The sequence below is a fragment of the Crocosphaera chwakensis CCY0110 genome (assembly GCF_000169335.1).
In the GTDB taxonomy this organism is placed as follows: domain Bacteria; phylum Cyanobacteriota; class Cyanobacteriia; order Cyanobacteriales; family Microcystaceae; genus Crocosphaera; species Crocosphaera chwakensis.
In genome coordinates this window covers 1-12,500 of the sequence record NZ_AAXW01000006.1, presented here as the reverse complement: position 1 = coordinate 12,500, position 12,500 = coordinate 1, and the positions used below count along the sequence as shown (strand labels likewise).

6 protein-coding genes and 1 pseudogene (1 of these 7 running past the window's edge) are annotated in these 12,500 nt (G+C 39.5%); 4 read left to right on the top strand and 3 right to left on the bottom strand.

Annotation, left to right across the window (positions count from 1 at the left end; genetic code table 11):
* Nucleotides 1–170, top strand: partial view of an IS1634 family transposase gene (locus CY0110_RS05440; RefSeq protein WP_456297537.1) — the end only. Its footprint begins 1,573 nt before the window's first position; 170 of the gene's 1,743 nt are visible here — the last part of the coding sequence; its start codon lies beyond the left edge, outside the window; it ends in the stop codon at nucleotides 168–170.
* Between the two features lie 92 nt (nucleotides 171–262).
* Here the strand turns inward: CY0110_RS05440 and CY0110_RS05435 are convergent.
* From CY0110_RS05435 to gltB, 3 genes and pseudogenes are all read right to left on the bottom strand, one after another.
* A pseudogene (locus CY0110_RS05435) lies at nucleotides 263–691 on the bottom strand (DUF4277 domain-containing protein); the annotation flags it as partial.
* Nucleotides 692–1,176: 485 nt separating this feature from the next.
* Nucleotides 1,177–3,528 carry an arylsulfatase gene (locus CY0110_RS05430; protein WP_008274318.1) on the bottom strand — a complete coding sequence of 784 codons (2,352 nt, stop codon included), beginning with the start codon at nucleotides 3,526–3,528 and terminating at the stop codon, nucleotides 1,177–1,179.
* 534 nt (nucleotides 3,529–4,062) lie between these two features.
* Nucleotides 4,063–8,718 (bottom strand): glutamate synthase large subunit, encoded by a 4,656-nt coding sequence (gene gltB, locus CY0110_RS05425; RefSeq protein WP_035798661.1) that lies wholly within the window; start codon nucleotides 8,716–8,718, stop codon nucleotides 4,063–4,065.
* A gap of 641 nt (nucleotides 8,719–9,359) precedes the next feature.
* Between gltB and rbfA the strand changes: the two genes are divergently transcribed.
* From rbfA to CY0110_RS05410, 3 genes are all read left to right on the top strand, one after another.
* Nucleotides 9,360–9,752 carry a 30S ribosome-binding factor RbfA gene (gene rbfA, locus CY0110_RS05420; RefSeq protein ID WP_008274316.1) on the top strand — a complete coding sequence of 131 codons (393 nt, stop codon included), beginning with the start codon at nucleotides 9,360–9,362 and terminating at the stop codon, nucleotides 9,750–9,752.
* A gap of 71 nt (nucleotides 9,753–9,823) precedes the next feature.
* Nucleotides 9,824–11,386 (top strand): glycoside hydrolase family 3 N-terminal domain-containing protein, encoded by a 1,563-nt coding sequence (locus tag CY0110_RS05415; RefSeq protein WP_232285691.1) that lies wholly within the window; start codon nucleotides 9,824–9,826, stop codon nucleotides 11,384–11,386.
* A 317-nt stretch (nucleotides 11,387–11,703) separates the two neighbouring features.
* Nucleotides 11,704–12,480, top strand: coding sequence for a L,D-transpeptidase (locus tag CY0110_RS05410; RefSeq protein ID WP_008274314.1), 777 nt, complete (start codon nucleotides 11,704–11,706; stop codon nucleotides 12,478–12,480).
* The last annotated feature ends 20 nt before the right edge of the window (nucleotides 12,481–12,500 follow it).

Below are 12,500 nucleotides of genomic sequence, written 5' to 3'. Positions count from 1 at the left end.
ACCGTCCCACAGCTGAAAAGATGTTAAGGGCTTTTAATAACATCACTTTATACATACATAAAGATGACTCAATAGAAATTTCTGGATTGAACCTCCTACAACAACAAATCTTAAGGTTAATGAATGTAGAGGAGTGTATTTATACTACTGACTATTTTGCTTCTGGCTAAAATCGGTTGACTTTTTTTCGCCCAACCTTTTACTGGGCAAGCTTTTTTCCCTATTTGGACAATTCTCACTTCAAAAAATGAGCGAACGGTGAGATGATACTGTCAAACTTTATTTGGTTTTTGAATTCTACTAAAATTTTGCCAAATACGGCTTTATCCGATTTTTTAATGACTTCTAAAATCACTTCTATAAAGATATTATTTAGCCCATATTTATATAATTCATCCATAACTCTCCCAATTTTATCATCATTAAGATAATCAGGTTTAATTTCTTCTCCTAATAATTGCTCAATAGCTTTATCTTTAAAAAACTGACTAAATAAATATAGAGGTCTTGAGACAAATCCTAGTCCATTGATGAGAATAGACTTAACTACTGTACCTGCTGATATCTTTTCTCTAATATCTATTCCTAATTTATTATTAATTATTTCGACTATTCCTATTTTATCAATTAGCCCAGCTACTATTCCTAAATGGTCTAAATTTTTAACTTCTATTTCTTCTAAATAAGACACTTTTCGCCCTTTTTTTCTGGGGAACAACCTAAACAATTATCCCACCTTTTGTCTCCGACTGCTTAAGTAATTGTACTTAATCAAATGCGGGGTATCTGTAGTATTCAATACCACTTTCTGAAGTGCGGAATGTGGGTTTTATCTTGGTGCGCGTTCCCATAGCGAGGAAACCTCGCTGGGGTCGCACCGCTTTTTTGCCTACAAATGTTTGTAATTCATCTAATTGAGCTACATTTAGGACAGTTCATTTTCGTTTTTTATTTGGCGATCGCTAATCATAAAAAATTATCCTTGATTATAAATCATCCCGCAATGGTGCAACGCCTTTATTTTGACCTTTGGTATGAAAATTGATAGATAAAGATACGTTATAACTACACTTTATATCCACATTTTACTAATTTTTACTTCTGCCGAACTCACGTTAATACAATATGTTGATTAGTCAATTATAAGGTGGGTATTGCCCACCCTACAAGTTCTATCTACTTAATATCGATCGCCACTTTTTCAATCTCTCCTGTAAACTTAAAAGGAGGTTGATACTTATCGCTGACGGGTGCTTGGAAGTCTGCACCAACATCCATTGTGTCGACACCAAAGCGACTTGGAACGGTTTTATTAATGCTATTTTGTGCCACTTTGCGGTTATTAACATAAAGGGTTCCGGTTCCTCCTTTACCCACACCACCGTCATAGTCAAAGTCGAAACGTACTTTAACCTTACCGGTGGGAAGCGGAGTATTAGAAGCGATATCTGTGCGTTCTAAGTCAAACCAGTTGTAATGATAGTGTAACTTACCCTCTTGCACATACAAGCTATAACCCCCAGTGGTTCCTCCCATGGCCAAAATGGTTCCTTCTGCACCATCTTCGGGAATAACGAGATCCGCAATGATAGTATGAGAAGCGTTCTTAGTATTAGGGGCGGTTCCTTCGGGAATATGTGCCATACCAGGATAAAGATCAAAATGGTTACGTCCACTGGTAAAACTAGGACGTAAACTTACATCTAATCTCTCGGCAAAGCGATCATCGAGGGGAAAGACGTTATATTTATCCCCTTCTAAAAAGAATAATTGTCTTAATTCTTGTAACTTTTCAGGATTTTCCTCGGAAAGATCCGTAGACTGGGTAAAATCTTCTTCTAGATTAAATAATTCCCATTTATCTTCTTTAAAGGGAACGCTTCCTGATGTTACCCAAGGGTAACGGTTATGAAACGCTGAAGCCATCCAACCTTGATCATAAATGGCACGATGACCAAACATCTCAAAATACTGAGTCTTGCGTTGCTCTTCTGCTTTATCTGCTCCCTTGTCAAAAGTATAAGCCATACTCACCCCTTCAATGGGTTTCTGGGGAATACCATTATAAAAACGGGGTTCTGTAATATCGGCAACTTCCAACAGGGTTGGGGCAATATCAATTACATGATGAAATTGATCCCTAACTTTTCCGGTGTCTTTAATTTTAGCTGGCCAAGATATCACTGTTGCGTTACGAGTTCCTCCAAAATAAGAAGCCACTTGTTTTGTCCATCGAAACGGCGTATCCATCGCCCAGGCCCAACTAACAGCAAAGTGGGGAGAGGTTTCGGGACTACCCCAATACTCATAACAACGACGGTTATCGTCCATAGTTAAGTTGTAACCGCTCAGGTTTAGCACTTCGTTACAAGTTCCAATAAGGCTACCTTCTGCACTTGAACCATTATCCCCATTAATATAGATTATCAGGGTATTATCAAGATCCCCCAGTTCGTCAATGGCATCGACCACCCGACCAATTTCGTAGTCAGTATATTCTAAGAAACCGGCATAGGTTTCCATCTGACGGGCGAGAATTTTTTGATCTTCGGGGCTAAAACTATCCCAAGCGGGCATGGCTTCGGGACGGGGTGTTAACTTAGCATCAGCAGGAATAACTCCTAATTTCTTCTGTCTTTCAAAAATAATTTCCCGTTCCTTGTCCCAACCGTGATCAAATTTCCCTTTGTATTTATCAATATACTCTTGAGGGGGTTGGTGAGGGGCATGAACAGCACCAGGGGCAAAATAGGCAAAAAAGGGACGATCAGGGGCAATAGACTGATTGTAACGTATCCAGGAGATCGCTTTATCGGCGAGATCATGGGTTAAATTATAGCCGTCTTCGGGGAAAGAACTTTGTTCTACGGGGTTTTGATTTTCAAATAGGGTTGGATACCATTGATCTGTTTCTCCCCCAATAAAGCCGTAAAAATAGTCAAATCCTAAGCCGTTTGGCCACCGTTGATAAGGACCAACTTGACTGGTTTGATTATCCGGTACGTTGTGATTTTTGCCAAACCAAGCGGTACTATAACCACTCTTTTGTAAAATTTGTCCGACGGTTGCGGTACTTTCAGGAATTAATCCCGTATAACCAGGATAGCCGTTGGCGAGTTCTTGAATGGTTCCTGAACCGACAGAATGATGGTTACGTCCCGTTAATAACGCTGCACGAGTGGGGGAACATAAGGCCGTGGTATGGAAACGGTTATACCGTAACCCATTGTCTGCTAATTTATCAAAGACTGGAGTGGCAATAGAACCCCCAAAGGTACTCGCAGAACCAAACCCAGCATCATCAATTAAAACCAGTAAGATATTAGGGGCATCTTTGGGTGCTTCTATGGGTTTTAATAAGCTAGGATCAAGTTCTGATTGTTTGTAGGTTATGCCAATTTTACCGTTAAATTGGGGATCGGGTTGAGGTAACAATTCTTCTGCGATCGCAGGTAATACAGTTGATTGAAAGATTAATGTAACAGTTACTGTAATACTTAACAGTCGTTTCCAAAAAGAGGGTGTCATTGTTCTATGTCTAAATTAAATTAACTTGAAGTCACAACAAAATGAGTAACCTTTCTCAAAGGTAAAGAGTGGAAAATAGAAACAACAAAAAACTATTAAATTATTGGTCTGACAAAAAAAACAACACCAATAAACAATTATGTAACGATGTTCAATGATTTTGTCACAATGGTCAATCATTTTGTGACAGTTCTTGATAATTTTTACTTATTAATAAATTATTTTGTTATAATTATAAACTATAGCACTACGCAAAAACGTTAGGACAGTTTCTAAAGGCAGCATCTACACATTCTCTAACTGTTTCAAACTTAGGTAATATTTGTTTCATCCAAGTTTTTAAAACAGATCACCCATTTTCAATTTTGTTTAAATCAAGCCTTAATTTTACTTCTTCTCCACATTTTACTCCTTTCTTTTGTCAGGAGGTTAAAGTTACTAAATCCCTCTTGATAATTAAATCATATCACTTCTTTATCATTTTGTTTATACTAAGTAAAAAGTAAGGTGGGCAATGCCCACCCAACGAATTAATTATTTAGTACGGGTTAAGGTTTTTTCCTCAACCATAATGGGGTTAGGATTCGTTTCAGGGCTGTTTGCCTCAGATGGAGGAACCACTTGCCAGAATTTGCCCGCATATTCACCCCAGTTATTGAGGATATGTTCAGCTTTTTTACTACCAGTGCGTTCAAAATGAGCCTCAATTAATCCTTTTAATTGGCCTTCTCCAGCTTCGGTACAAATGCGTTGAATTTCCACAATTTCGGGGTTAACTTTTTCGGGGAAGTTGTTATCTTCATCCAAGAAATAAGCTAAACCTCCGGTCATTCCTGCGCCCACATTGCGGCCAACGGAACCGAGAACAACAATGACACCACCGGTCATGTATTCACAACAGTGATCTCCAGCCCCTTCAATAACCGCTTTCCCCATAGAGTTACGCACCCCAAACCGTTCACCAGCCCGGCCATTGGCGTATAAAACACCGCCTGTAGCCCCGTAAAGGCAGGTATTACCGACAATAACGTTGTCTGCTGCCTTATAGGTAGCATCTTTGGGAGGAACGATAACAACCTCTCCTCCGTGCATTCCTTTGCATACATAGTCGTTTGATTCTCCTTCTAGGTACATAATCATACCAGGAAGATTAAAGGCTGCAAAGCTTTGACCCGCAGAGCCAGTAAAGTTAAATTTCAACTCCCCAGAAAAGCCCGTATTGCCGTATTTTTTCGCTAAAGTTCCAGAAATACGCGCCCCAACAGTGCGATCAGTGTTGACAATTTTGACATTTTTTGCAATTGTTCCATGAGTATTAATAGCAGAACTAATAGCAGCATCAGCTAATAACTCATCATCTAATACGGGGCCGTTGCTGTGTACGTCTTCATGGTTTAACCAACTGCGATCGCTTTTCACGTCGGGAAGGTTCAACAAACAGTCGAGGTTAATGGACTGAGTTTTGGTTAAATTGGCGTTTTTCCGCATTTTCAGTAGATCAGACCGTCCGATGACCTCATCTAAGGAACGATAGCCTAATTTTGCTAAAATTGATCTCACCTCTTCTGCAATAAAATAGAAGAAGTTGACCACATTTTCAGGAACCCCGGTAAACCGTTTACGTAACTTTTCTTGTTGCGTAGCGACTCCAACAGGACAGTTATTGGTATGACAGATCCTTGCCATGATACAGCCTTCGGCGATCATAGCAATAGAACCAAAGCCATATTGTTCTGCACCCATCAATGCAGCCATCATTACGTCCCAGCCGGTTTTTAAGCCACCATCAGCCCGTAAAACAACGCGATCGCGCAGTTTATTCTCCATTAACATCCGATGCACTTCCGTTACACCCAGTTCCCAAGGACAACCGGCGTGTTTAATGGAACTGAGAGGTGATGCGCCTGTACCACCGTCATGACCGGAGATTTGAATGACATCTGCGTTAGCTTTAGCCACACCAGCAGCAATGGTTCCGATGCCAATCTCAGCCACTAATTTAACCGATACCTTAGCACTAGGGTTAATTTGATGCAAGTCAAAGATTAACTGGGCTAAGTCTTCAATAGAATAGATATCGTGGTGAGGAGGGGGAGAAATGAGGGTCACACCAGCTTTTGAACGGCGTAACATGGCAATATAGGAACTAACTTTTTTACCAGGTAACTGGCCACCTTCTCCTGGTTTTGCCCCCTGGGCCATTTTGATCTCTAACTGTTTACCGTTCATTAGGTATTCAGGAGTGACTCCAAACCGTCCCGATGCGATCTGTTTAATGGCAGAACTGGCGGTGTCACCATTTCGTAGTCCTTTAAGATGGGGGAATGTAGGTGAGTTTCCTTCTACGTCTACATCAGAGAGGGGAATAAAACGGGTGGGATCTTCTCCCCCTTCTCCAGAGTTGGACTTAGCCCCTAAACGGTTCATGGCGATCGCCAAGGTTTCGTGTGCCTCCCTTGATAAAGCCCCTAAAGACATTCCACCGGTACAGAAACGGGTAACAATGTCTTCGACGGGTTCGACTTCTTCAACAGAGATAGACGGGCGATCCTCTTTAAACTCTAATAGGTCTCGTAACGCAGTAATAGGACGTTCTTCAAGGTATTTTTGATACAGTTCGTAGTGATTATAAGCCTCTTTATTGGCTCCATTTTCACCAATTTTATAGGCTTTGACTGCTTTATGGAGAGACTTGGCCATTTCTGGAGAGTTCATATGGTATTCTCCCCCTGGGCGGTAGTTGATGAAGCCGAAGTTTTTCAGTTTCTTATCGGTCAAACTGGGGAAGGCGCGACTATGAACGGCAATAATTTCTTGAGCCAGTTCTGCTATATTTAAACCACCGACACGACTGGTTGTTCCTTTAAAGGCCATGTCAACTAATTCCATACCGAGGCCGATCGCTTCAAAAATTTGGGCCCCGTGATAAGAAGCTAAGAGTGATATTCCCATTTTAGAGAGAATTTTTAATAAGCCGGCTTCTACTGCGTGACGATAGTTTCCTAATGCGTCTTCGAGGGTAATGGTTTCTAGTTTCCCGTTGGCCATTAATTTTTGGGTTTTGGCATCACTCCACCATTGACGGATGGTTTCGAGGGTAAGATAAGGACACACTGCAGAAGCCCCGTAACCCACTAAACAAGCGAAATGATGGGTGCTCCAACACTGGGCCGTATCTACGACTAAGGAGGTTTCTAGACGTAACCCTTGTGTAATTAAATGATGGTGTACGGTTCCCACTGCTAACAGAGGAGGAATATAACTGTTGGTTTCGTTAATACTATCAACTCCTGAGAAGCGATCGCTTAAAATCAGGATTTTTGCCCCGTTTTCTACGGCTTGGGTGGCTTCATCACACAGTCTATCTAAGGCTACTTTTAACCCGTCTGGCCCTGTGGTAATATCCAACAGTGTGGACAACTCTGTGGTCTTAAAATCAGAGTTTTTGATCTGTTCTAGTTCAGTTTCGTTGAGAACAGGACTTTCTACTTTCAGTAGTTTAGCGTCTTCTGGTTGGGGATCGAGCAAGTTACCTTTTGATCCGAGTAACATCTCCAAAGACATCACCAGACTTTCTCTTAACGGATCAATAGGAGGGTTGGTTACTTGGGCAAACCGTTGTTTGAAGTAGTCGTAGAGTAGGTGAGGTTTGTCGGATAGTACCGCTAAAGGAATATCATCCCCCATACAAAAAGTCGGTTCTTTTCCTTGGGTGGCCATGGGAACCACGATCATTTCTACGTCTTCTGCGGTATAACCGAAAGCAGTTTGTTGTTGTAGCAGTTGCCCTGAGTCTGATAATAAGACGGTATCAGAAAAGTCTTGGGGGGTAATATTTTGACGGTGACTTTCTAACCATTCTCCATAAGGGTGTGTTTTTGCAATACGTTGTTTAATATCCCAGTTTTTTAGCACTTCTTGGGTGGTTAAGTCTACCGCAATGGTTTGTCCAGGTCCGAGTCTACCTTTTTCGACAATATCTGCTTCAGGAAGGTCTACCACTCCTGCTTCTGAACCCACGACTACGTAATCATCTTTGGTTATACAGTATCTGGCTGGCCGTAACCCATTGCGGTCTAAACAAGCCCCCACCATTTTACCATCGCTGAAAGCTAATAAAGCCGGACCGTCCCAAGGCTCTTGGAAACCACTATAATAGTCATAAAAATCAGTAATTTCGGGATACTCTTTGAGGTCTGGCTGATTTTTGTAAGCTTCTGGTACTAATATCATGGCCGCTTCTAAGGGACTGCGACCGGTTCTAACTAATAATTCTAAGGCACTATCTAGGTTATAGGAGTCACTGTTAGCTGGGTTAACAATGGGGGTTAATGCGTCGAGATCCTCTTTTGTCCAACCAGGTACTTTTAACTTGACTTCCCTGGTGGCCATGGAGTTAATATTGCCGATGAGGGTGTTAATTTCTCCATTATGACCTAATAGTCGCATGGGTTGAGCCAGGGGCCATTTAGGCATAGTATTGGTACTAAAACGACGATGATAGACAGCAAAGCGACTGATATAGTTGGGATTGTTTAAATCTTGATAGAATTGTCCTAAAACGGCACTGCGTACCATTCCTTTATAAACAAGGGTACGACAACTAAAGGAACAAATATAAAAATCATCTGCTAAGCGTTTCCCGATCTGCGATCGCACGATATACAAGACTCGATCCAACTCATCCCCTGATAACCCTTCTGGGGATGTGACCATTATTTGTTCAATATGGGGTTGATTTTCTTTTGCTTGTATACCCAATACATTGGGGTTAACTGGAACTTCACGCCATCCTAATACTGTTAAATTTGCAGATTGAACGATGCTTTCAACGTGCGATCGCTCTTCTTGTCTCTTACTACTATCTTGAGGTAAGAATACCATACCCACCCCTAACTGTTCGACTGCAGGCATAGTGATCCCTTTTTCAGCAAACCAGGGGGATAATAACTCACGGGGGATAGCTGTCATGATCCCCGATCCATCTCCTGAGTCATTGTCGGCACTACACCCCCCTCGATGTTCCATACAGCTTAATGCAGTTAGAGTTTGTTGGATCAGTTTATGACTGCCGTTTCCTTTCACATCTGCGATAAATCCTACCCCACAAGCGTCTCTTTCTTCAACGAGGGAGGGTATTCCCATGTAAGTTGCGTTAGGTTGGTTATGGGTATTTTGGGTCATATTCATTATGGTACGCTCATCCATACAAGTCAAAATTTAAGGGTTACGGAGTTACTTAAGAGAGGTTCAGTCTGCAACTAAACCTTAGCTTAAGGAATGGTTAAGGTATCGATTCGCTCAAAGGGTCTTTGTTTAACCTGTGTTTATAGGGGAACAAGTATTGTGCTGTTGCTGAATCAACGGGCCTTCTACTTCCTATGCTATCGAACCTGAGAGTATTTGATCTATGGTATTTCTTAAGACAATTTATACTACAGGATTTTGATTTTAACGAATTTTTCGGGATCTTCTTACATTTACTCTAGTTTTTTTAAGATTCCTTTAAGGTTTTGAGATGGAAAAGAGAATAAGAGTAACCTAATTCTAGATAAGATAATGTTTAGATTGGTTTTCAAGTATGAATATAGAACTTATTTTATTCAAATAATCTAGACTAACTTATCCTTACAATAAAACTGTACAGTCTAGTTTAAGAAGCGATCAGAAAATACTACAAAGTTGGCAAATATTAATAAATAGAGGCTAACTAAGAACGAAAAGAACTCATTATCCTGTCGTTAAAATTACGTTGATTGCTATACTATATTAGCGATAGGGTTGATGTGGCCCTATTGATTGCCCACATTAGTCAAAGAAAGGGGGCGAACATGGCTAATAGTCGTCGAGTTTCTCGCGTTTCCTCGTTGATTAAACGAGAAGTTTCTCAAATGCTTTTATTTGATATTAAAGATGACCGTGTCGGTGCCGGAATGGTTAGTGTAACCGATGTAGACCTATCTGGAGATTTACAACACGCTAAAATTTTTGTTAGCATCTATGGCACAGAAGAAGCCAAAATGGAAACTATGGAGGGATTAAAATCTTCAGAAGGATATGTCAGAAAAGAATTAGCACAACGTATCCGTTTAAGACGCGCACCAGAAGTTAGATTTTTTGAGGATCATGGTATCGAAAGAGGGGATAAAATGCTACATCTTCTTAACAAAATTAGAGAAACCATACCACCAGAAGATGAGTCTTATAATGCAGAAGATGAATAAAATTATTAATCTCTGTGACTAATTTATTACCTGACTGGACTCAATTTACCTTAAAAGAAAAGATCGGACAAATGATCGTGGTTCGTACCTCTGGTTATTTGTTTGATCACCAAATTCGTTATCCCGTCTGGGAAGCTTCTAATTATCAATTATCTAATTGGTTAGAAACATTAAATCTAGGCGGTATCATTTTATTAGGGGGAAGTGCAGCAGAATTATTATTAAGAACTAAACAGTTACAACAATGGTCTAAAAACCCTCTATTTATTGCAGCTGATATCGAGGAAGGTGTAGGACAACGGTTTAGTGGAGCAACTTGGTTTCCCCCTCCTATGGCCTTAGGAGAAATTGCTAAATATGATTTACCTCTTGCTATAAAATATGCCTATAAAATGGGAGAGGTGACAGCAAAAGAAGCTTTAGCAATAGGTATTAATTGGATATTAAGTCCTATTGTTGATGTTAATAATAACCCCGATAATCCTGTTATTAATATTCGCTCTTTTGGGGATAACTCTAAAGCCGTGGGTGAGTTAGCTAAAGCCTTTATTGAAGGAGCAAAAAATTATCCTGCTTTAACCACCGCTAAACATTTTCCAGGCCATGGAGATACAAATAATGATTCTCATCTAGATTTACCTATAATTAGTCATCATAACGAAAGATTAGAACAGTTAGAATTAGTTCCATTTCAAGCTGCTATTAATGCCAATGTTGATAGTGTTATGACTGCACATTTATTAATTAATGCTTGGGATAAAGATAATCCTGCCACCTTATCTAAAACGATTTTAACAGGTAAATTAAGAGAAAAATTAGGGTTTAAGGGCTTAATTGTTACTGATGCTTTAATTATGGGTGGTGTAGGAAAATTGGCCAATTCCCAAGAAATTGCCGTTAAAGCGGTAGAAGCAGGAGCAGATATTTTATTGATGCCAGATGATCCAGAAATTGCTATTAATGCGGTTTACGATGCTGTAGAAACAGGAAGGTTGACGACTGAAAGAATAGATGAATCTCTTCAGAGAATTTGGCAAGCTAAACAAAAATTATTTAATCATCAACAGGACAATAGTTCAATTTATCAGTTATCTCAAAAAGAAGATAGAGAAATTGTAAAAAATGTTCTTAGAAGTTCCCTTAAACATAGTGACAATTTACCATTAAAAGTTAATATAGAAACCCCGAAACGAAATTTAATTGTAGTAGATGATATTTTAAATGCTGACTTTTTAGATCGACAAATGCCAGCCTTTACTATTCCAAACTTATTGGGATATCAGTTGCAATTAGTTGATCAAAATACTTTTAATCATGTCTTAGAAGATGACAGAGAAACCTTATTACAAATCTTCCTAAGAGGTAATCCTTTTAGAGGGAGTGCAGGATTTAACGAAATTTCCAAAAATTTGTACTATAAATTATTAAAAAAGTCAATAGTAAAAGCCTTAATTATTTATGGAAGTCCTTATATTTTAGACTGGTTTCAAACAGAAATGAGTTTAGACATACCTTGGGTCTTTTCTTATGGACAAATGGCAGAAAGTCAAGGGATTGCCTGTCAAAAATTGTTTAATTTATCAGTATCAGAATTAAACGCAATGTCTCATAACTTAGGAGATGTATTCATTTAATCAATGGTGAGTTGTTAAAAAAATAAAGAAAATCGAAAGAAGTGACAAAAATTCTAAAAATCCGTGTATTTTGGTTAAAATAGATGTATTAAATATGTCAGTATAGTACCAAATTTAGTCAAAATGCGCCTCTAAATCTGACAAAGATTAAGACGGGAAGAAGCATCAGAGGCGTGGGGAGAAACAGTGCAAAGCGGTAAATAGGTTGTCAAAATGACATTTGATATTAGCGACTGTCAGTATTTTGCAACCTTATTTATTAATCAGTTGATAGTTAATAAACCGCTATTTTTAAAATTCTAGAGGAAATAATATTGATGAAATATAAACTTACTTTAGCCCTCTTCACTTGTCTGGTGATGTTTGCCTATGTTTCTCATGGGAAACAAAAACAAGGCCAATCCATCGAAGCATTAGAAACAGATAACGTGGTTTTAAGACAAGAAAATAGTTTTTCTCACGAACAACCCGAACAGTTAACCCCTACCCTTAATCCAGAAACAACCTTAGAATCCTCTACTGCTCCAAATTTTTCCCCTTATTCTAGTCCAAGAGAAACTTATCCTCAAACAATAACTACTTGGGAAAGAGAACCCTATATTGAGCCACCACAAAATAATGATGATTCCGGGCCCTACACAAACGCCCGAATGTCTCAGGGTAATTACATGACTTTAACCCCAACCCAGACTAAAAATGCCCTGGGAAACCCTATTTATGAACTAAGACTGTATGCTAATGGCCAGTTAATAGGTACTTATCAAACCGTCACAGGAAGAGCCAACAGTCAAAACAGAAATCGCCACCAATCAGGAACAGAAGCACCATTACCTGATGGTCAATATCAAGTAGCTAGTGCTGAGGTGGCAGGAACTCATCCAGAAGTTGGGGGGAGATTTCTCCCCATTGAACCCCTCTTTCCCACACAAAGGTATGCTTTGGGAATTCATTATGACCCTTCTTACCAAAAAAACAACGGGGAAGATGGAACGGAAGGATGTATTGCCCTAACCAATAAACCTGACCTTGACCAAGTATTGGAGTATGTTTATACTTATCAACCACAATACTTAGATGTCAAGTTACAAGGTTAACTCTTACTTTATCTATTTTA

Excerpts from the sequence above, each read along its gene's own strand:
- CY0110_RS05415 (WP_232285691.1), top strand. The coding sequence starts at position 9,824 with ATGATCGTGGTTCGTACCTCTGGTTATTTGTTTGATCACCAAATTCGT.
- rbfA (WP_008274316.1), top strand. The coding sequence starts at position 9,360 with ATGGCTAATAGTCGTCGAGTTTCTCGCGTTTCCTCGTTGATTAAACGA.
- CY0110_RS05410 (WP_008274314.1), top strand. The coding sequence starts at position 11,704 with ATGAAATATAAACTTACTTTAGCCCTCTTCACTTGTCTGGTGATGTTT.
- gltB (WP_035798661.1), bottom strand. The coding sequence starts at position 8,718 with ATGAATATGACCCAAAATACCCATAACCAACCTAACGCAACTTACATG.
- CY0110_RS05430 (WP_008274318.1), bottom strand. The coding sequence starts at position 3,528 with ATGACACCCTCTTTTTGGAAACGACTGTTAAGTATTACAGTAACTGTT.